At 69.5% G+C, this 18,836-nt stretch carries 23 protein-coding genes; 12 read left to right on the top strand and 11 right to left on the bottom strand.

Annotation, left to right across the window (positions count from 1 at the left end):
- Nucleotides 1-13 precede the first annotated feature (13 nt).
- The gene (locus tag IE226_RS44950; protein ID WP_268251309.1) at nt 14-142 is read left to right on the top strand and encodes a hypothetical protein; all 129 of its coding nucleotides are present in this window, start codon (nt 14-16) and stop codon (nt 140-142) included.
- Here IE226_RS44950 and IE226_RS36790 read toward each other — a convergent pair.
- Entirely contained in the window at nt 129-923 is a 795-nt protein-coding gene (locus IE226_RS36790) for a 2OG-Fe dioxygenase family protein (protein WP_190085846.1), read from the bottom strand. The two genes, IE226_RS44950 and IE226_RS36790, sit on opposite strands and share 14 nt — an antisense overlap.
- A gap of 184 nt (nt 924-1,107) precedes the next feature.
- Between IE226_RS36790 and IE226_RS36785 the strand changes: the two genes are divergently transcribed.
- Together IE226_RS36785 and IE226_RS36780 are read left to right on the top strand one after the other, a co-directional pair.
- On the top strand, nt 1,108-1,506 hold the full coding sequence (locus tag IE226_RS36785; protein WP_190085845.1) for a metalloregulator ArsR/SmtB family transcription factor: 399 nt from the start codon (nt 1,108-1,110) through the stop codon (nt 1,504-1,506).
- Nucleotides 1,503-1,994: an SRPBCC family protein gene (locus IE226_RS36780; RefSeq protein WP_190085844.1), complete on the top strand. Its 492-nt coding sequence runs from the start codon at nt 1,503-1,505 to the stop codon at nt 1,992-1,994. The genes IE226_RS36785 and IE226_RS36780 overlap by 4 nt, the downstream gene beginning before the upstream one ends.
- 244 nt (nt 1,995-2,238) lie before the next feature.
- On the opposite strand, the gene IE226_RS36775 is transcribed toward IE226_RS36780, so the two are convergent.
- Nucleotides 2,239-2,565 carry a hypothetical protein gene (locus tag IE226_RS36775; RefSeq protein WP_190085843.1) on the bottom strand — a complete coding sequence of 109 codons (327 nt, stop codon included), beginning with the start codon at nt 2,563-2,565 and terminating at the stop codon, nt 2,239-2,241.
- An 81-nt stretch (nt 2,566-2,646) separates the two neighbouring features.
- Here IE226_RS36775 and IE226_RS36770 point away from each other — a divergent pair, with 81 nt between their 5' ends.
- Nucleotides 2,647-2,874, top strand: a complete 228-nt coding sequence (locus IE226_RS36770; RefSeq protein WP_229871772.1) for a hypothetical protein — start codon at nt 2,647-2,649, stop codon at nt 2,872-2,874.
- 163 nt (nt 2,875-3,037) lie between these two features.
- Here IE226_RS36770 and IE226_RS36765 read toward each other — a convergent pair whose 3' ends face one another.
- Together IE226_RS36765 and IE226_RS36760 are read right to left on the bottom strand one after the other, a co-directional pair.
- Nucleotides 3,038-4,435, bottom strand: a complete 1,398-nt coding sequence (locus IE226_RS36765; protein ID WP_229871771.1) for a cation:dicarboxylate symporter family transporter — start codon at nt 4,433-4,435, stop codon at nt 3,038-3,040.
- A gap of 171 nt (nt 4,436-4,606) precedes the next feature.
- A complete protein-coding gene (locus IE226_RS36760; RefSeq protein ID WP_190085842.1) occupies nt 4,607-5,773 on the bottom strand; it encodes a mandelate racemase/muconate lactonizing enzyme family protein in 1,167 nt (388 codons plus the stop codon).
- 108 nt (nt 5,774-5,881) lie between these two features.
- Here IE226_RS36760 and IE226_RS36755 point away from each other — a divergent pair, with 108 nt between their 5' ends.
- The 4 genes from IE226_RS36755 (at nt 5,882) to IE226_RS36740 (ending at nt 9,177) form a co-directional block, all read left to right on the top strand.
- Entirely contained in the window at nt 5,882-6,565 is a 684-nt protein-coding gene (locus tag IE226_RS36755; RefSeq protein WP_190085841.1) for a GntR family transcriptional regulator, read from the top strand.
- A gap of 341 nt (nt 6,566-6,906) precedes the next feature.
- Nucleotides 6,907-7,503: a TetR/AcrR family transcriptional regulator gene (locus tag IE226_RS36750; RefSeq protein ID WP_190085879.1), complete on the top strand. Its 597-nt coding sequence runs from the start codon at nt 6,907-6,909 to the stop codon at nt 7,501-7,503.
- Nucleotides 7,504-7,648: 145 nt separating this feature from the next.
- Entirely contained in the window at nt 7,649-8,383 is a 735-nt protein-coding gene (locus tag IE226_RS36745; protein ID WP_190085840.1) for an NADPH-dependent F420 reductase, read from the top strand.
- Between the two features lie 86 nt (nt 8,384-8,469).
- Nucleotides 8,470-9,177, top strand: coding sequence for a nitroreductase (locus IE226_RS36740; RefSeq protein ID WP_190085839.1), 708 nt, complete (start codon nt 8,470-8,472; stop codon nt 9,175-9,177).
- Between the two features lie 24 nt (nt 9,178-9,201).
- Here the strand turns inward: IE226_RS36740 and IE226_RS36735 are convergent, their stop codons facing one another.
- On the bottom strand, nt 9,202-10,203 hold the full coding sequence (locus IE226_RS36735) for an aldo/keto reductase (RefSeq protein ID WP_190085838.1): 1,002 nt from the start codon (nt 10,201-10,203) through the stop codon (nt 9,202-9,204).
- Nucleotides 10,204-10,449: 246 nt separating this feature from the next.
- Complete coding sequence (locus IE226_RS36730; RefSeq protein WP_190085837.1) at nt 10,450-11,241, bottom strand: SDR family NAD(P)-dependent oxidoreductase; 792 nt, start codon at nt 11,239-11,241, stop codon at nt 10,450-10,452.
- 71 nt (nt 11,242-11,312) lie between these two features.
- Between IE226_RS36730 and IE226_RS36725 the strand changes: the two genes are divergently transcribed.
- The 4 genes from IE226_RS36725 to IE226_RS36710 all read left to right on the top strand — a co-directional run bounded on the left by IE226_RS36725 (nt 11,313) and on the right by IE226_RS36710 (nt 14,693).
- Complete coding sequence (locus IE226_RS36725) at nt 11,313-11,768, top strand: MarR family winged helix-turn-helix transcriptional regulator (RefSeq protein ID WP_190085836.1); 456 nt, start codon at nt 11,313-11,315, stop codon at nt 11,766-11,768.
- Between the two features lie 77 nt (nt 11,769-11,845).
- The gene (locus IE226_RS36720; protein WP_190085835.1) at nt 11,846-12,736 is read left to right on the top strand and encodes a helix-turn-helix transcriptional regulator; all 891 of its coding nucleotides are present in this window, start codon (nt 11,846-11,848) and stop codon (nt 12,734-12,736) included.
- 53 nt (nt 12,737-12,789) lie between these two features.
- Nucleotides 12,790-13,776, top strand: coding sequence for an aldo/keto reductase (locus IE226_RS36715; RefSeq protein ID WP_190085834.1), 987 nt, complete (start codon nt 12,790-12,792; stop codon nt 13,774-13,776).
- 116 nt (nt 13,777-13,892) lie between these two features.
- Nucleotides 13,893-14,693, top strand: a complete 801-nt coding sequence (locus tag IE226_RS36710) for an inositol monophosphatase family protein (RefSeq protein WP_190085833.1) — start codon at nt 13,893-13,895, stop codon at nt 14,691-14,693.
- Between the two features lie 76 nt (nt 14,694-14,769).
- Here IE226_RS36710 and IE226_RS36705 read toward each other — a convergent pair whose 3' ends face one another.
- The 5 genes from IE226_RS36705 to IE226_RS36685 form a co-directional block, all read right to left on the bottom strand.
- Entirely contained in the window at nt 14,770-15,306 is a 537-nt protein-coding gene (locus IE226_RS36705) for a nitroreductase/quinone reductase family protein (RefSeq protein WP_229871770.1), read from the bottom strand.
- Nucleotides 15,303-16,322, bottom strand: coding sequence for an SDR family NAD(P)-dependent oxidoreductase (locus IE226_RS36700; protein WP_190085831.1), 1,020 nt, complete (start codon nt 16,320-16,322; stop codon nt 15,303-15,305). Before IE226_RS36700 ends, IE226_RS36705 begins: the two co-directional genes overlap by 4 nt.
- 133 nt (nt 16,323-16,455) lie before the next feature.
- Nucleotides 16,456-17,292, bottom strand: a complete 837-nt coding sequence (locus IE226_RS36695) for an ABC transporter permease (RefSeq protein ID WP_190085830.1) — start codon at nt 17,290-17,292, stop codon at nt 16,456-16,458.
- Complete coding sequence (locus tag IE226_RS36690; RefSeq protein WP_190085829.1) at nt 17,289-17,906, bottom strand: ABC transporter ATP-binding protein; 618 nt, start codon at nt 17,904-17,906, stop codon at nt 17,289-17,291. The genes IE226_RS36695 and IE226_RS36690 overlap by 4 nt, the downstream gene beginning before the upstream one ends.
- Nucleotides 17,907-18,332: 426 nt before the next feature.
- A complete protein-coding gene (locus IE226_RS36685) occupies nt 18,333-18,824 on the bottom strand; it encodes a MarR family transcriptional regulator (protein WP_190085828.1) in 492 nt (163 codons plus the stop codon).
- Between the last annotated feature and the right edge of the window lie 12 nt (nt 18,825-18,836).

Raw genomic sequence — 18,836 nt, 5'->3', positions numbered from 1 at the left:
CATCAGGAAGTACATGTCCGACGACCAGGGCCCGCGGGCCCTGGTCGTCGGCCCAGTCGGCCCCTTCCACCGGATGATGTACGGCTCGTGCCGGTCACCGCCCGCTTGTGTGGTGGCCCGGGACGAGGTCAGCGGGCGGTGAGCGTCGTCACCAGGACATCCCGGCGGCCGGGCCGGCCGGTGTCCTGCGGGCGGACCGGCGAGACGGCGTGCCAGGTCGCCCGGTCATCACTCAACAGGAGGCTCGGGGGTTCGCTGAGCGTGGTGGCCGCGATCTCGCGGCCGTCCGCGTCGTAGACCGTGCTGCGGCCGCCGGTCACGTTCTCCCGGCCGATCAGCATCGAGGAGACCAGGTGGACGCCGTCCTTGTGCCGGCCTTCCGGGGTGGGCTGCGCCAGGCTGTCGGCCCGTGCGACGACCCGGAAGGGATGCACTCTGACGGTCCAGTCGGCGGCATCGTCCATCCCCGCGGCCACTTCACCGAGCAGCCGGATCAGCGCGTACAGCACCGGTTCCGCCCGGAACTCCGCGGTCAGCGTCTCGAAACGACGTTCGATATCCACGTACAGGGGGTTGCTGTCCTCGGGCTGCACGAACGCCTCGTGGCCCAGCGGTGTGATCTCCCCGGTCCGGGACAGCAGGAACTGTCCGTAACGCCTGAGACGGCACGTGCCCTTCTCGGCTGCGTACGGATCCGTCACCAGGTCGTCCCAGTGCGCGGCGAACTGCTCCCACACGGCGGGACCGGCACCCACGCACCGGGAGACCGCAGCCGGCTCCATCAGATGCCAGCCACGGCCGACGACAGCGTCCCGCGCCGCCCGGACCTGCAGGGCCGCCGCATCGCCCGTGGCCGTGCTGTCCCCGCTTCCCCGGCCCGCCCCGTCCGGGGCGAGCTGCGTGAAGCCATGGTCATCATCCATGCGGCCATGCTCCTACAGGCCGTCATCCGCAGCATCAGCAGAGCTCCTGCTTGGCGACAGCACCCCTCGACGGGGCGCCTTGATCAGGCGACGAGGGCTACGACTACCGGTCTTTCGACCCCCGTGCTGGGTGCAAACTGGGGCATGCCGCCTTGACGCGTAACCTATAGGTTACGCTTCTGGTGTGGACGACCTGAGCAAGGTGGCCGACGCCATCGCCGATCCGGTGCGCCGCAAGATCCTGATGATGTTGCTCCGTACACCACTGACGGCTGGCGACATCGCTGCCCGGTTCGCCATCAGCCGACCCGCGATCAGCCGTCACCTGCGCGTGCTGCGGGAGAGCGGCCTGGTCCGGGACCAGCACATCGGACGCCATCGGCGTTACTCCCTCGTCCGCTCCCGGTTGGGTGACCTGGCCGCCTGGCTCGCCCAGTTCGACACCCAGCCTGTGCCTGTCGACTGGTCGCAGCGCCTGGCGGCGTTGGAGACCGAGGTTCACCGCACCCGACGGGACCGCAACCGGGCTGAGCCCGCCGCCGATCAGCACATCGCGCGCCACTCCAAGGAGGACACGGCATGACTCTTGAGCCCAGCGGACAGCTCGTCCCCACCCCGACGGGGCACGACCTGATCCTTACCCGCAGCTACCGCGTCTCCGCCGATGACGTCTGGGCAAGTGTCACCGAGCCGGAGCGCACCGCCCGCTGGTTCGGCCCGTGGCGCGGCCATGCGGCGGCCGGCCGCACCATCGAAGTGCAGATGGTGTTCGAGGAGTCGGCGCCCTGGTGCCCACTGCGAATCGAAGCCTGCGAACCGCCGCGCCGACTCGCCGTCTCGATGGAGGACGAGGCCGGATCCTGGTCGATGGAGCTGCTGCTGGCCGAGAGCGACGGCACCACCGAACTCCGGCTGGTCCATCATCTCGCCTCGACGGAGCACCTCGGCCAGACCGGCCCCGGCTGGGAGTACTACCTGGACATGCTCACCGCCGCACGCACGGGCGGACCACGGCCTGACTTCGAGGACTACTACCCCGCGCAGAAGGCCTACTTCGAGTCCCTGACCTGAGCTTGCCTCCCAAGCTCGATTAACCTCTAGTGTCCTCTGACCTGCTGATCTGTGGTTCTACATGGGACAGCCGAGGCGGCCTTCTCCACGCTTCGAGATGTCGAGCAACGAAGTGCGGGAGAACGGCCGCCGTGTATGAGTGTGGGTCCCTGCATTGCGGGCGCCCGGACACTCGACCCGCCGGACACACCTTGCGTTCGACGTGCCGCTGGTGCCGCCCGTCACGGCCGATTTCGCTGCCGCTTCACCACTCATCGGACATTCGCAACTGCCAGTCGGAGGCCGGGACATCCCGCGGCAACAGCAACATCCTCACGCTCGTCACCAGGTCAGGGCGGCGACCAGGGCATGCACGACGGCCGCGACAGTGCGCCGCCGACCTGACGCAGGTTGCCTCGCCCGAGCCGATTGCTGCGTCCATCACCTGGGAGGCTGCTGCGCCGAGCAGACACAGGCCGGCTACTGCTCCCGTGGCGAAAAGCGGAATAACGGCGGCGAGCACGCAGAGCGGGACGGCTTTGGCCGCATACATCCGCGCGTAGAAGAGAACGCCGCCGTCTTCGGTGCCCACCGGCACAAGCGCCGAAGGACGGGTTGCCGCAAGTATCCGCTGATCCGCTGGTCCTGACGCGCGTTGGCTGGCTCGCCGCTGGTGAGCCTGCTGGGCCGGGCGGCCGAAGCAGGGTGCCTGCGGGTTCCGGTGGAACAGGCGGCCCGCGTCATCCACGCGGCGACCACGGGTGCCACGCTGGCCCTGATCGGCGAAGCACCCTCGGAGCGGGACCTGACCACCTCGGCAAGGCTGCGGGACACCGTCATCGCCTCGAGCGTTCATTGGTGGGTGCCTGAGGGGTCCCTTTCGGGGCAGGCGAGTTGGTAGTGCCTGTGCCTCGGGAAGGCAGATGTGGTCGACCGGCGGGCGTATCCAACGGGTCTTTCCGATGGCGAGCGGGCGGTGCCTGACCATGCTCCCCGGCCGCGAAGGCCGGCCCCGCGCCTCCTCGTCCGGTACGACGGATCATCGCCCCGGACGGCCGGCGCGGTCACTTGGACGCGTCGGCCTCGGTCGTGTCGGCCTTGGACGTGTCAACCCCGGACGTGTCGGCCTCGGACGCCGCCTCGACCTCCGTGGCCCCGGCCGGCTGCGGCGGGGTCGCGCCGGAACTCAGGACCGCACGGGCCCGGTTCATGTCGATGTCCTTCTCCCATTTGCCGATCACGATGGTGGCGACGGCGTTGCCGAGGACGTTGATGAAGACGCGGCCCTCGTTGAGGATGCGGTCGATGCCCACGATCAGGGAGAGCGCGGCCAGGGGCACATGGCCGACCGCGGTGACGGTGCTGGCGAGCACGATGAACGCGCCGCCCGCGATGCCCGCGGTCCCCTTGCTGGTGAGCATCATGACGCCGACCATGATCAGCTGCTGCTGCCAGGACAGATCGATACCCATGGCCTGGGCCAGGAACAAGGACGCCATCGTGAGATAGACCGCGGAGCCGTCCAGATTGAAGGAGAACCCGGAGGGGATGACGATGCCGACCACGGGCCGGCCGATGCCGAGGGTCTCCAGTTTGCGCACCAGCTGCGGCAGTACGGCTTCGCTGGAACAGGTGCTCAGGGCGATCAGGAGCTCGGCCTTGAGGAAGCGCATGAGACCGAACAGGCTCAGACGGCAGGCCCGCATGATGGCCCCGAGCACGACCAGGACGTAGAGGATGCAGGTCGCCGTGAACAGGATGATGAGGTAGCCGAGCTGCTTGAGACTGTCCGCGCCGTAGGTGGCGACCACGGTCGCCAGGGCGCCGAACGTGCCCAGGGGTGCCAGCCTCATCACCCAGCCCACGATGCGGAAGACGACGTCCGAGAGCGCCTTGATGCCGCGGGTCAGGGGAGCGCCGTCCTCGCCGGCCATGTTCAGGGCCACGCCGAAGACGATCGAGACCATCAGCGCGGCCAGGATCGCGTCACCGGTGATCGCGCCCAGGAGTGAGGCGGGGATCAGGGAGGAGACGAAGCCGGTGAAGGTGGCGTGCTCCGTGGCCGTCTTGGGTACGTCGTCCGCGTTCAGCGAGGCGGGGTCGACGCTGAGTCCGGAGCCGGGCTGGAAGATGTTGGCGATCACAAGGCCGATGAGCATGGACACGAAGGAGAGCACCAGGAAGTAGCCGATCGCCTTCACGCCGATCCGGCCCGCCTTGCGCAGGTTGTCCATCGAGGCGATGCCTGTGGTGACCACGCAGAAGACCACCGGAATCACGATCATCTTGACCAGTGCGATGAACCAGTCGTTGAGCGGTTTGAGTTCCTCACCGAGTCCGGGCGCGAGAATGCCGACGGCGATGCCGAGGACCGCGGCCAGCACCACCTGAAACCACAGCTCGCGTATCAGGCGGTTCAGCCGTGACCGTTGGGGGCGGTCGGCCGTGATGGTGCTTGTCATCGTTGGTGCTCCCTTGCACGACGATCGTGTGTAGCCCTGTCCCGTGGGGGGTGCGGGGGGACGTGACGCGCCTCGCGTCCCCGGTCTCGTACGTGGCGCTCGGTGGAGCCGCGCCGGCGGCAGGGCGGCCCGCGGCGCGAGCGAGCCGCCCTGCCGTGCCGTGCCGTGCCGTCAGCTGTGCAGGTCGCGCAGCACCTTGTAGAAGGCGGCCTTGCCTTCGAAGCCGATGCCGGGGATGTCGGTCAGGCCGACCCTGCTCTTTTCCACGACGGCGTCGTCGGCGAAGCCGCCGGTGGGCTGGAACTCGCCGGGGTAGGACTCGTTGCCGCCGAGCTTGAGGGCGGCGGCGATGTGCAGGGAGAACTGGTGGCCGCCGTGCGGGATGCAGCGGCGGGACGACCAGCCGTGCCGACCGAGCATGTCCTGGATGCGCAGGTACTCGGTGAGCCCGTAGGAGAGGGCGGGGTCGAACTGGAGGATGTCGCGGTCGGGGCGCATGCCGCCGTAGCGGATCAGGTTGCGGGCGTCCTGCAGCGAGAAGAGGTTCTCGCCGGTGGCGATGGGGCCGGCGTAGTGCTCGGCGACGGTGGCGTTGAGGTGGTAGTCGAGAGGGTCGCCGATCTCCTCGTACCAGAACAGGCCATAGGGCTCGATGGCCCGCCCGTACTCGAGGGCCGTGGCCAGGTCGAAGCGGCCGTTGACGTCGACGGCCAGCCGGGAGCCGTCGCCGTCCAGGACGTCGATCACGGCCTCGATGCGGCGCAGGTCCTCGGCCAGGCCGGCGCCGCCGATCTTCATTTTCACGACGTCGTAGCCGAGGTCGAGAAAGCCGCGCATCTCGTCCTGCAGGTCGGTGAGGGTCTTGTCGGGGGCGTAGTAGCCGCCTGCGGCGTAGACGAACACGGAGTCGTCGGGCTGCCCGTCGCCGTGGCGCTCGGACAGGTACCGGTACAGCGGCTTGCCCTCGATCTTGGACGCCAGGTCGAACAGGGCCATGTCCACCACGCCGACCGCGACCGAGCGCTCGCCGTGCCCGCCGGGCTTCTCGTTGCGCATCATGACCTGCCACGCCTTGGCGGGATCCAGGCTGCCCTGCTCGTCGAGGAGGCTGTCGGGCTCGGCGGCCGTCAGGCGGGGCAGGACGCGGCGGCGCAGGATCTCGCCGGCGCTGTAGCGGCCGTTGGAGTTGAAGCCGTAGCCGACGAGCGGTTTGCCGTCGCGGATGACGTCGCTCTCGATCGCCACGATCGAGCAGTCCATGGAGCTGAAGTCGATCCAGGCGTTGCGGATCGAGGAACTGATCGGAACTACGCCTTCGTAGACGTTGGTGATCTTCACTGCGGCGCCCTCTCTAATATCTTATAAGTTACGTCGGTGTTAGGCTGAGCTGTCCTGACCGGGACTGTCAAGGGGTGCGGGGCACCCGGAGAGGATGCGTACGGGGCGATGGCCGACACGAACCTGTTCCTCAGCAAGAGCGACCTTGCCTACGCGGAATTGCGCGGTCAGATCCTCTTCGGCACGCTGCCCGCGGGGTCACGGCTCGCGCAGTACGACCTCGCGGAGTCCCTGGGCATGAGCATCACACCCCTGCGCGAGGCCATCCGCCGCCTCAGCAGCGAAGGGCTCGTGACCGTGGAGACGCACCGCGATGTCCGGGTCTCCACCATGAACTCCGACGAAGCCCGCCAGCTGTTCGAAGTGCGGCTGTCGCTGGATCCCACCGCCGCCGAACTTGCCGCGCGACGGCGGACCGAGGACGACATCGCCACCATGCGGACGGCCGCCGACAGGCTGCTGCCTGTCACCCGGCAGTGGGGCGAGGAAGCGCTCACCGCTCACCGCGCCTTCCATCAGGCCCTCTACCGGTCCTCGCACAACGACGTACTCATCCGCCTCCTGGACGACCTGTGGGACAAGTCCGACCGCTACCGTCGCCTCGGCCTCGAACTCCCGCCCGGCGATGAGCCCCGCACCCGCGACCTCCAGGAACATCACCGGCTGGTCGACCTCATCGCGGAGGAACGAGCCGCTGAGGCCGCCCAGTTGATGCGCGATCACATCACCCACAGCCTCACCGCCACCGCCATCAGCGCCCTCGAAGACCGCGAGGGTGTCCGTACGGTGTGAAGCGCCGTCGGATGCCCGTCAGTTGGGGTGCCTTCCGGCGATCGGCGATCGCGGCGACGTCCACCGGGCGGCAGCCGCGCCGTACGTCTGCGGCCATGCCCGACCGGCTCGCCCGGGGCGGAACCGGACCCGGCCCCAGGCCCTGATCCGGCAGTCAACAGTCACGGAGGCCCTTTCGCTCAGTGGGTGCGAGGGCTTGACCGTCCCCATTCCGTCCCGGCGGCGCGGACGAAGCAAGAGTGCCGGGTTGACCGGATGCTGCCTCCGTTTTACTCTCGATCCTGTACGGAGTCAGCCTCCGTTTTGTTGTGATCGCAGAAACGCACGAGGTCGGAGGGCACATGGGCGTCAAGGAACAGCGAGAGCGCAAGCCCCGTGCGGACGTCCAGCGCAACCGTGCGGCTCTCCTGGAAGCGGCGCAGCGTCACTTCCTGAGGGACGGCGTCGGCGCCTCCCTGGAGGCGGTGGCCAAGGAGGCAGGTGTCGGGCCCGCCACGCTGTACAGGCACTTCCCGACCCGCGAGGCGCTGCTGGCGGCCGTGCTCCAGACGCGCTCCGAGGAGTTGGTGGCCCGCCGGGCGGAGATCGCGCGGCTCGCTGACGCCTCCGAGAGGCTGCGGCAGTGGCTGCGCGCGATGGAGGAGTACTTCAGCGCCTTCAGCGGGCTGCCGGAACCCCTCATGGCCGCGGCCAGGGAGCGGGAGCCGGACAACCCGCTCACCCTCCCCTGCGACGACCTCATCGCCACCACCGAGGAGTATCTGCGCGCCGCGCAGACCGCAGGGCTCGCGCGGCCTTCGGTGACGGGGTACGACCTGTACCTCGCGGCCGTCTCCACCGCCTGGATCAGCGGCACCGGCGCCACCGACGAAGAATCACTCGGCCGCCTGCGCACGCTCATCGAGAGCGGATACCGCGAACAGAACGACAAGGGGTAGGCCACCGGCCACCGCATTCCCCGCAGCCGGCCGCCGTCGGCCGCCGCCGGCGCCGTCGAAGGGCCCGGCGGCCTCCTCCCCGCGCGGTCAACCGTCACACCCCGCCGCCCCTCTGGGGGTAGTGCGACATTGAGAGGGACAAATCATGAGAATTAGTGTTATCGGCGCAGGAGCGGTCGGCGCCACGCTGACGCGCAAGTTCAGCGCGGCCGGACACGAGGTCCAGGTGGCGAACTCCCGGGGCCCCGAGACGATCGACGCCGCCGCGCTGGAGTACGGCGCGCAGGCGGTACGCGCGGCGGACGCCGTTCAGGACAAGGACGTGGTCATCCTCTCCGTCCCCTTCGGACGGATCCCGTCCCTGAGAGCCCTCTTCGACGCCGTCGCCGACGAGACCGTCGTCATCGATACCTCGAACTACTTCCCCCACCTGAGCGGTCCCATCGACGCGGTCGAGCAGGGCCAGGTGGAGAGTCTGTGGGTCGCCGGGCAACTGGGGCGGCCCATCGTCAAGGCGTGGAACGCCGCCCTGGCCGGCACCCTGCAGTCCAAGGGCGTACCGGCCGGAACTCCCGGCCGCATCGCACTCCCCGTCGCCGGCGACTCTGAGGAAGCACGGCGCGTGGCCATGCACCTGGTGGACGAGAGCGGCTTCGACCCGTACGACGCCGGAGTGCTGGCCGATTCCTGGCGCCAGCAGCCGATGACACCCGCCTACTGCACCGAACTGGGCCTGACGGACCTGAAGTCGGCCTTGGAACGAGCCGACAAGGCCGAGGCGCCGCGCAACCGGGAACGCCAGATGGAGCGCTTCGCCGTCCTCACCTCCATGCCCACGCTGGACGAGACGGTCGAGCTCAACCGCTCCCTCCACCGCTGACGCGCACCCGGCACCGCCGCCGAGCCCACCACACCCCCCTCAGACGCAACCGCGGTCACCGACCGTCCCCCCTGGAAGGAATCGTTTTGCCTGCCACAGCTTCGCCCATTACCGACATCGTGCGCGCCCGGTACTCCGTGCGGAAGTTCCACCCCACACCGCTCGCCCCGTCGGACATCCGCGGCGTGCTGGAAGACGCTCAGGCTGCCCCTTCGAACTGCAACACCCAGCCCTGGACGGTGCATGTCGTCTCGGGTGCGGCGCGCGACGCCCTGAGCAAGGAGCTGCTCAAGGCCGATGAGGAAGAGCGGTTCTCCTCCGACTTCTCCTTCAGCTACGCCGACTTCGGCGACGGCGCCTATCTCGACCGGGCGCACGACCACGCCGCGACCGTGTACGGGGCTCTGGGGATACCCCGCTCGGACCGGGCAGCAAGGAATGCGCATGCCAGGGAGAACCTGAATTTCCACGGAGCCCCCCATGCCGCGTTTCTCTTCATGCCCGCGTTCGGCGACGGCGTGCGGGTGGCCGGTGACATCGGCATGTACGCACAGAACTTCCTGCTCTCACTGACGGCCCGGGGGCTCGGCGGCATTCCGCAGACCATGCTCGGGATGTACGCCGACACCGTCCGCGAGTTCCTGGGCGTTCCCGAGGATCTCAAGCTGCTGTTCGGCATCTCCTTCGGCAACGCCGACCTGGCCGCACCGGCGAACAGCTTCCACATGGGGCGCGTCCCGCTCGAACAGAGCGTTGTCCTGCACGACACGCCTGGAATCCTCGACGCGCAGTAGCACGCAGTACCCGGGCCCCTCGGGCTAGCGGGCCGGTGGGCGGTCCGCGGCGCTCATGCCGGTGGCGAGCCGCGGTGTGTAGGGCTCCTCGAGCGCGCTGACCTCTTCGTCGGTCAGGGTGATGTCGAGGGCTGCGACGGCGTCCTTGAGGTGATGCGGTTTGGATGCCCCGACGATCGGGGCGCTGACCACCGGGTTCGCCAGGACCCAGGCGAGCGCGATCGTGGCCATCGACACACCGCGGGCCCGGGCCACCGTCTGCACTGCCTCGATGATCTTCCGGTTGGACTGCTCCTCGACGAAGAGGCGCTCGTACGCGGGGTCGGTTTCGGACCTGCGGGTCTCCTCGCCCCGGGGCCGGGTTAGCCGGCCGCGTGCCAGCGGGCTCCAGGGGATGCTGCCGACACCCTGATCAGCGAGCAGGCCGAACATCTCCCGTTCCTCTTCGCGCATGAGGAGGCTGTACTGGTCCTGCATGGACACAAACCGCGTCCACCCGTGCAGGTCGGCTGTGTGCTGCAGCTTGGCGAACTCCCACGCCAGCATCGACGACGCTCCGATGTAGCGCACCTTGCCCGCCTTCACGACATCGTGGAGGGCTTCCATCGTCTCCTCGGCGGGCGTGTCGTAGTCGAGGCGGTGGATCTGGTAGAGGTCCACGTAGTCGGTGCCGAGCCGGGTCAGCGACGCATCGATCTGCTCCATGATCGCCTTGCGGGACGTTCCGGATCCGCCCGGGCCGGCGTGCATGGGGTAGAAGACCTTGGTGGCGAGCACGATGTCCTCGCGGCGCGAGTACTTCTTGACGGCACGACCGACGATTTCTTCCGAGGTGCCATAGCTGTAGGCGTTCGCGGTGTCCCAGAACGTGATTCCCGATTCGATGGCCTGCCGGAAAATCGGCTCGGATTCTTCGTCGCCGAGTGCCCACTTGCTGAAACCGGTCGAGGTGTCTCCGAAGGTCATGCAGCCGAGCGCGAGACGGCTGACGGTGAGGCCTGAGGTTCCAAGGCGCGTGTATTCCATAATCGACAGTGATACGCGGTCGCGGGCGGGCGCGGGAGGCTCTGTCAGTACCCCTTTCGCGGTGGTGCCTCGCGGGGAGCCGGGGCTGTCGGCCGGCTTGGCGGAGTACGTGGCCGGGTCGATCTGCTGCAGACGGGTGAGCTTCGGTGTTCCTGCTGCCGGCGTACGGACGCCGGAGGAAGCCGGAGGACAATGATCCGGCAGCGCTCTGCGCGAGGGGTCACCTGCCCACTCGCCGTCGCAGTCCTAGGCTCGCGCTTGTGCGTAGCGGGCCGCGAGTGCGGGTTGGTTGCCGCCCGTGACGAACGCGTCCTCTGCGGCGAGCAGGGCATCCAAGGCCGCGTCCTGGCCCTCCAGACCGGGCGCGCAGACGGTCTCGCCGAGGCGCAGGCCGATCAGGCTGGCCGACGCAACGTCCTCGGGCGACATCGCCCAGGGGATGTCATGGCCGGCGCCGCCGTTCCAGTCCGTCGCCACGACGCCGGGGCACACGACCTGAACGCGGACCGGGGTATCGGCGATCTCGGCCGCGAGGGTGCGGGTGAAGCCCAGGGTGGCGGCCTTCGCGGCGACATACAGGGTGCGCCGGGGCGCTCGCGGATCCGTGACGCCCGCACTGAAAGCGAGCAGCGAGGCGACGGTGATGATCGCGCCTGAGCCTGCTGCGAGCATTCCGGGCAGGGCAGCGCGGACCAGTTGAATCGGGGCCACGGCGTTGAGGGTGAGCAGGCCGTCGATGTCGGCCGGCTCAGCGTCGGTAAGCGGGGCGTAGCCGCCGGCGCCGGCGTTGCTGACCAGCATGCCGACGTCCGCGTCCGCCAAGCGGCCGGTGACGGCGGCGATGCCGTCGTGGGTCATGAGGTCGGCGGGCAGCACCTCGACGCCTGCCCCGCGGGCGCGGAGTTCCCCGGCGAGGTCGGCGAGCCGGTCGGCGCGCCGCGCCACCAGGACGAGGTCGTGGTCGTCCGCCAGGAGCCGGGCGTAGGCGGCGCCGATGCCGGAGGAGGCGCCAGTGATCAGAGCAATGGTGCGAGTCATGCCACCACTGTCCTCAAGCGTTGGTCAGCTGTCAAACGCTTGATAGCCATGAAGTGCCATATCCTTGTCCCGTGACACGAAACGACGAGGATCCCGTCGGAGCCGGCGCTCTTGACCGGGTCACCTGGGCGCTGCGCCGCGCGGAACTGGCTGTGCAGACACTGAAGGAGCAGCGGTTGCGCCCGCTGGGCCTGGCCGCCTCGCACTACACGCTCTTGATCTCGGTGCATTCCGAGCCGGGACTGACCGGCGCGGAGCTGGCCCGCCGGCTCAACGTCACCCCCCAGGCCGTGGCCTCGCTGGTGGCGCGCCTGGAGAGCCGCGGGCAGGTGGAGCGACGCGAACACCCGCGCCACCGGCACGTGCAGGAACTGCACCTCACCGACGCCGGGCGCGCCATGCTGCGCGAGGCCGACGCAGTGATCGCCGGCATCGAGCTGCAGATCACCGGCGCTCTCGGCCCGAAGGGATCGGCCCAGCTGCGGGACGTGCTCGACCAGGTGGCCGACGTGGCCCGGGAAGCCTGAGCACCGGCCGTTACAGGTACCGACAGAGCCCCCCTCGTCCGCACCCGCCCGCCTAGCCTGGAAATAGCCTGGAAGACGTGAGTACCGAGAGCGACATCCGCGACTTCCTGGCATCCCGCCGCGCGAAGATCACCCCGCAGCAGGCCGGACTGCCCGCCTACGGCGGCAACCGGCGCGTGCCCGGCCTGCGCCGCGAGGAAGTGGCCATGCTCGCCGGAGTCAGCATCGACTACTACGTCCGCCTGGAACGCGGCCACCTCGCCGGGGCCTCCGAGAGCGTCCTGGACGCCGTCGCGAACGCCCTGCGGCTCGACCAAGCCGAACGCGCCCACCTGTACGACCTGGCCCGCGCCGTCGCCAAACGCCCCGCCCGCCGCGCCAAACGCGTCCGAGGCCCGCTCCCGGACAGTGTCCTGCGCGTCCTTCACTCCATGACCGACTCCCCCGCCTTCATCCGCAACGGCCGCCTCGACATCCTCGCCGTCAACCGCCTCGGCCGCGCCCTGTACGCACCGCTGTTCACTGCTGACGCCCCGCGCCCGGTCAACGTCGCCCGCTTCCAGTTCCTGGACCCGCACGGCCGGGACTTCTTCCCCGACTGGGAGCAGTCCGTGCACACGACCGTCGCCCTGCTGCGCACCGAGGCCGGCCGGACCCCCGGCGACAGCGACCTCACCGGGCTGATCGGCGAACTCGTCACGCGCAGCGAGGAGTTCCGCACCGCGTGGGCCAAGCACAACGTGCGCCTGCACCACACCGGACACAAAACCTTCCGCCACCCGGTCGTCGGCGAGGTCACCCTCGACTTCGACGCCATGGAACTGCCCGCACAGCCCGGCCTGACCCTGACCGCGTACAGCGCCGCCCCGCACACCCCTGCCCGCGACGCACTGCACCTGCTGGCCGCATGGGCCGTCACCGAGGACGCCGCGGCAACCGCAGACCCGGATCCCACCAGCAGCCACTGAACCGTGATCCCGCCCGCCGCATCGCGATTACTGACAACACAGGAGGCACCACCATGCACACGCGTACCCTCGGCCAGGGCCTTGAGGTCTCGGCCATCGGCCTCGGCTGCATGGGCATGTCCCAGAGCTACGGGCCCAACCCCGGCGACCGGCAGGACATGATCGCCGTACTCCGCGGCGCCGTCGATCACGGCGTCACGTTCTTCGACACCGCCGAGGTCTACGGCCCCTACGCCAACGAAGAACTCGTGGGTGAAGCACTCGCTCCAGTGCGCGAACCGGTCGTCGTCGCCACCAAGTTCGGCTGGCGCATCGAAGACGGCAAGCCTGTCGGCCTCGACAGCCGGCCGGAGCAGATCAAGCGGGTCGCCGACGCCTCACTGCGCCGCCTGCGCACGGACACGATCGACCTCTTCTACCAGCACCGGGTCGACCCCGACGTACCCATCGAGGACGTCGCGGGCGCGGTCGCCGAACTGGTGCAGGACGGCAAGGTACGGCACTTCGGCCTGTCCGAGGCCGGCGCCGCGACGATCCGCAGGGCGCACGCCGTCCACCCCGTGACCGCGGTACAAAGCGAGTACTCCCTGTGGACCCGTGACCCCGAGCCCGAAGTCCTGCCCGCCCTTGCCGAACTCGGCATCGGATTCGTCCCCTTCAGCCCGCTCGGCAAGGGCTTCCTCACCGGCACCGTCGACACCACGACCGCGTTCACCGACGGCGACATCCGTACGACCATTCCGCGGTTCGCCCAGGACAACCTCGCCGCCAACCAGGCACTGATCGACCACGTCGCCGCCCTGGCCCACACGAAAAACGCCACCCCCGGAGGGGTGGCCCTGGCCTGGCTGCTCGCCCAGCACCCGTGGATCGTGCCGATCCCCGGCACCCGCCGCATCGCCCGCGTAGCGGAAAACGCCGCCGCCACGCAGGTCGAACTGTCCGCGGACGAGCGAGCGGATCTGGACGCGCTGGCGGCCCGCATCGGCGTCCGCGGCGACCGCTACAACGAAATGCACATGAACCTGGTAGACGGATAACCCGGCCATGCCAGGCCCGGCTGCCGGCCGGTCGGGCCCGGCGGTCCGGAATGGGAGGCCGCCGGCCCCGACGGGATCCGGCCTGGCGGCGGCTATCGCCTCGCTAGGCTGCGAGCGTGATCAACTCATACGCGGGTTCTGACGATGCCGCAGTCGCGATAGCCGGGGTGCGGGCCGGCGCTGACGTGATCCGGCGCATGTACGGCCAGCGGCTCGACCGCATCGACAAGGGCGCCGGGGACTTTGCCACCGCCGCCGATGTGGAGGCCGAGAAGACGATCCTCGGCGTCATCCGCGCCGCGCGACCCGACGACGCGGTGCTCGGAGAGGAAGGCGGGCAGCAGGGTGCCGCCGCCACGGTGCGCCAGTGGCTGGTGGACCCCCTGTGCGGCACGCTGAACTACGCTGTCGGCAACATGCTGGTGGCCGTCAACGTAGCGCTGCGCGACGAGGCGGCGGCTGTGGCCGACCCGTTCAGCGGAGAGGTGTTCTTCACCGACGGCGAGGCCGCCCGGGTGCGGCGTGACGGGGCTGACGACGCGCTCCTGATGCCTACCGCTGCCACCCGTCTGGTGGACGTCAACCTGGACCCGCCGTTTCCCCATGCACCCGGGTTCCGCGCCGTTGACCTGCTGGCGCGCGCTGAGTTCGTCGAGCGTTTCCGGCCGCGCGTCGTGTCCACGTCCTTGGCGCTGGCTTGGGTGGCGGCCGGTAAGCGCGCCGCGTATGTCACCGATGGCGGCGACCTCTCCGGGAGTGTGCACTTTGCGGCCGGTATCGCTTTGTGCCGGGCGGCCGGATGCACTGTCACCGGGATCGACGGTTCCCCGATCGGTGAGTCGGGCCGTGGACTTGTGGCCGCCGCCGACGTCGAGACTCACGAACTGCTGATGTCGATGATGCCCAGCGGAAGCTAGTGCTGTGACCGCACGGCTTTCGCCGGGCCGGGCCGGGCGGCCTGCGACGGGGAGGGACCTGTACGCGTACCGGGGCTCAGTTCAGGTGGCGTCCGGGCGCGGATACGTGCAGGGAGGTTGGGCGCAGGACGAAGACCCGGATATCTCGTCCGCTGCGGCGGGCGTAGTCGTCGAAGCACGGCATTGCGGCAAGGATCTCGTCCCGGGCTTCTCGCTGTTCCTCGGGGGACAGCAGGCGTGCTCGGACCGGCCAGGAACGGCCGCGCCAGTGCACCCTGGCGTGCGGTTCGCGCAGCAGGTGCCAGGACCAGGCGGGGTGCCGGGGGCGGCCGAAGTTGGTGGCCATGACGATGAAGGTGTCTGGTGCGGTCCGGCCGGCCAGGAGGGGCGTGCGGCAGGTGGTGCCGTCGCGGCGTGTGGTGTGCAGGATCAGGACCGGAACCAGCAGGCGGCTGGGCATCCAGCGGCCCCGGGTCCAACGGTGGAAGCAGCGGTCCAGGCGGGGCAGCAGGTGAGGTCCGCAGTGGCGCAGGAGCCAGCTGTTGCCGACCGCGCGAAGCACGCGCCGTCTGCGGCCGGGGGGCGGGCTTGGGCGTGATGGCGGCGTGGTCACGAGTACTCCTCTCCCTGTCCCGGACCTTCTGGGAGGCAGGCGAACGGATAGGCGGTCAGCTGTTGGGACAGCTGCCACAACTGCTCGGCGGCGCGTGCCTCGCATGCCCGTCGGGCGGCGCGCACCGGCACGGGCGGGCCGGACCATTCCCAGCGGCCGCCCGGCCCGAAGAACTCACTGCCCGCGACGTGTGGCTCCGTGGCGGCCCTGAACAGCGGCCAGGCCGCCTGGCTGGGACAGTGCCACCGCGCCTGCATCCATTCCAGCAATAGCGCCTGGCGGTGCCGGCCGTCGGCGTGCAGGGCGCTGGAGCCCAGGGAGGTGTTCACCAGGCCGGGATGGGCGGCGACGGCGCGCAGCGGCAACTGGTGGAGGTGAGCCCATGCGGAAAGCCCGCGTGTGAACAGCAAGTTGGCGACTTTGGAGTCGAAGTAGGCCATCCAGCGCAGGTAGAGGCGGGGCCGGTGCGGTCGGCGGGGGTGGCACCGGCCCAGCCAGTGCAGGACGGAGGAGACGTTGACTACCCGAGGCTGCGGCGTATTGAGCAGAGCGGGCAGCAGGTGTCCGGTCAGCGCGAAATGACCGAGGTGATTCACGGCGAAGTGCATCTCGCAGCCCGCCGCGGAGCGGGTGCGGGGCAGCGCGGCCACACCGGCGTTGTTGACCAGAAGATCCAGCCTCCCTGCCGCCATCGTCGTGATCCGCCCGGCAGCCTCGCGGACCTGGCCCAGCTGGGAGAGGTCGCACACGACACTGTCCAGCCGGGCGGCTGCGACGCGATGACGTACCGCTGCGGCCGCCGCCCGCCCGTGGGTCTCGGAGGGGCACAGGACGATCACATGTGCTCCGTGGCGGGCCAGGTGCTCGGCCAGCGCGGCACCGATGCCGCGAGAGGAGCCCGTGACCACCGCGGTACGTCCGGAAAGATCGCCGGCCTGCGCCGGAGTCCACCCGGTGTTTCCGACGCGCCAACGCCGCCACGGGCCGGGCAGACTTGCGTTTCTTCCCTCGCTCACCGTCGGCGCCCTCGCCTCGTCGTCATGGATGCTTGGTGCAACGACGCCCGGGCCGGGCAGGCAACGGCCGCGCCCGCCGGGGGCGAGAGCGTGCCACAACTTCGCCGGCCCGGCCCCCCTGCGGAGGCGCCCCTCAGCCCGCCGACTCCGACCGAGCGGGACCTGGATCCGGGTGCGATCGCGAGCCGGGACGCCGCGGGCAGGCCGGGTCCGACCGCCCGTAATGGCGGGTGCGCAGGCAGAAGATGACCAGGGCACCGACACTGGTGGCGGCGAACCAGGGCAGCGCCCGGCCGGCGCAGGCGAGGGTGTGCGCATGGGTGAAGGAAGCGGCCAGGGCAGCCTGCGCGGGCCCGTACAGCGGCAGGGCGCCCAGCAGCGCCTGGTCTCCGGAAGGATTCGAGACCGGGCTCTGCATGCCGACATCGACGAGCGTCGTCATCACCACGACGAAGAAGCCCTCGAGTTCACCGCGCAGCAGATAGCCGGCCATGATGCCCAGACCGCCGTACGCAAGGATCGCCGCGGCCACTGCGGCCGCGACCGCATGAGGCTGGGTCAGCGGCCAGGACATCCACAGCAGAGCGGTGGTGTAGCCGGTGAGCAGCACCGTGATGACGAACAGGGCGAGGATCTTGGCGGTCAGGAGTTGCAGCCGGGGATAGCCCGCCAGGACCAGGCGCAGATCCATGCTCCGGGCGTTGAAGGTCGCCATGAACATCATGAATCCGGCGATCACCGTGACGGCGTGCAGGGCGCTGGAGATCTGGATGGTGCGGTTCATCGACGCGGTCACCTCCATGCCCAGGACGCTGGTGAACGTGATGTCTTTGTCCAGTGCGGTCGCCCGCACCACATAGATCCAGGTCGGAATGAAGAAGGCGATCATGCCCATCGCCAGGCGGTTGCGCAGGTGGCCGGCCAGCGTGAAGCCGAGGGCCACGGTGAACGCCGTCCACTGGTGTTTCACCGGGCTGCTCCCTCGTGCAGGCGGCCATCGCGCAGATGGTGAACGGTGTCGAAGTGCTGCAGATCGTGCAGCAGATGGGAGACCACCACCACCGAACGTCCCTGGGAACGCAGCTGGACCGCCAGCTGCCAGAAACGCTGGTGCGTGTCCCAGTCGAAGCCCTGATAGGGCTCGTCGAGGACCAACAGCGGCGGATCGTGCATCAACGCCAGGGTCAGGTTCAACTTCTGCCGGGTCCCGCCGCTCAACTCTCCGGCCCGCGTACGCCGCTCGGCACCAAAACCCAGCAGGTCCACCAGCTCCCACGCTTCAGTGAGCCGCGGAAGCCGGTAGGCGACCTGGAAGAACCGCAGATGCTGGGCGACCGTCAGCGTGTCGTTGACCACTGCCTGCTGCGGGCAATACCCCAAAGCTCCGAAGCGCTGCACGCTACCGCCGTCAGGCACGAGCTCCCCCACGGCGATCCGCAGCAATGTGCTCTTGCCCGAGCCGTTCTCGCCCACCACGCCGGCGAGCATGCCCGCCGACACCGTGAAATCGACGCCCCGCAACACTGCCCGCCGTCCATATGCCTTGTGCACGGCCCGGATCTGCAACTGCGTCTCTGATGTCATCGCCCTGTGTCCTTCGCCGCCTGCCGCACCAGCAATCTTCGCCAGGCCAACGCGAGCCGGGGCCCACGGACACGCGGACCAGGCGTGATTGCAGCGATCGGCTGCGAGTCCCGCGGCAGAGGCTTGTCCTGTAACGCCGGAAGCTGGTCGGGACCAGAGCCCACCGGCGCGGACCGCTCGGTGCTGCGAGCTGTCCGTGACGCCGTGGCGGCGAAGCTCGCCGAGGGCGAACGGCCCTATGCCGCTGTGCTCGCGCTGGCGGGACGGACGGAACTCGCGGCGGCAGAAGTGCGGCAACTCGGAACTCTTCGCGGGGCTTCTGCGCGTCTGCGTGGTCGGCTGGACCGGCGCCTGCGGCTCCGCGCCTGCGCCTGATCCCATACCTGGGCGGAGCCGTGGACCCCTGCGCCCCGCCGGCCGGCTATTTCACCGTTCGCCGGGTGGGGCGGCCAGGTTCCGGGAGGCTTCCTGCCCGGCGTCCGTGGCGCGGGTGAGGAAGTCGTTGAGCAGGGCAAGGTCGGCTTCGCTGTAGTCGGCGCAGATGGTGTCGATCGCGGAGTTCATCTCGGCGTAGAGGGAGATCAGTTCGCCGTTGCGGTCGCGCAGTGCGCGGATACGGACGGCCCTGCGGTCCGAGGGGTCGCGTTCGCGGGCGATCCAGCCGGCGCGTTCGAGTCGGTCGAGGATGCCGGTGAGGGTGGCCGGGTGGAGATTGGCCTGGCGGGCCAGTGCCGTGGGCGCGAGTGGACCGTTGCTGTTGATCAGGTCGAGGCAGTCGAGATCGACGTCCTTGAGGGCGAGGCGGGCACTGACCTGCCGGTTGAGGACGGTGAGTTGGAGGCTCAGCGCTCGCAGCGCGCCTTTGATCTCGGTCGTGGTGCGGCGTCGGTCGCGGGGATTAGGTCTTACGGAACTCATACTATACGGACC

The sequence above is a fragment of the Streptomyces longisporoflavus genome, assembly GCF_014649775.1.
In the GTDB taxonomy this organism is placed as follows: domain Bacteria; phylum Actinomycetota; class Actinomycetes; order Streptomycetales; family Streptomycetaceae; genus Streptomyces; species Streptomyces longisporoflavus.
This window is presented reverse-complemented; position numbering and strand designations above follow the sequence as displayed.

Bases quoted from the DNA above. Each gene is read 5' to 3' on its own strand.
- IE226_RS44950 (WP_268251309.1), top strand. From the start codon at position 14: ATGTCCGACGACCAGGGCCCGCGGGCCCTGGTCGTCGGCCCAGTCGGC.
- IE226_RS36790 (WP_190085846.1), bottom strand. From the start codon at position 923: ATGGATGATGACCATGGCTTCACGCAGCTCGCCCCGGACGGGGCGGGC.
- IE226_RS36780 (WP_190085844.1), top strand. From the start codon at position 1,503: ATGACTCTTGAGCCCAGCGGACAGCTCGTCCCCACCCCGACGGGGCAC.
- IE226_RS36765 (WP_229871771.1), bottom strand. From the start codon at position 4,435: ATGACAAGCACCATCACGGCCGACCGCCCCCAACGGTCACGGCTGAAC.
- IE226_RS36755 (WP_190085841.1), top strand. From the start codon at position 5,882: ATGGCCGACACGAACCTGTTCCTCAGCAAGAGCGACCTTGCCTACGCG.
- IE226_RS36750 (WP_190085879.1), top strand. From the start codon at position 6,907: ATGGGCGTCAAGGAACAGCGAGAGCGCAAGCCCCGTGCGGACGTCCAG.
- IE226_RS36745 (WP_190085840.1), top strand. From the start codon at position 7,649: ATGAGAATTAGTGTTATCGGCGCAGGAGCGGTCGGCGCCACGCTGACG.
- IE226_RS36735 (WP_190085838.1), bottom strand. From the start codon at position 10,203: ATGGAATACACGCGCCTTGGAACCTCAGGCCTCACCGTCAGCCGTCTC.
- IE226_RS36730 (WP_190085837.1), bottom strand. From the start codon at position 11,241: ATGACTCGCACCATTGCTCTGATCACTGGCGCCTCCTCCGGCATCGGC.
- IE226_RS36715 (WP_190085834.1), top strand. From the start codon at position 12,790: ATGCACACGCGTACCCTCGGCCAGGGCCTTGAGGTCTCGGCCATCGGC.
- IE226_RS36690 (WP_190085829.1), bottom strand. From the start codon at position 17,906: ATGACATCAGAGACGCAGTTGCAGATCCGGGCCGTGCACAAGGCATAT.
- IE226_RS36685 (WP_190085828.1), bottom strand. From the start codon at position 18,824: ATGAGTTCCGTAAGACCTAATCCCCGCGACCGACGCCGCACCACGACC.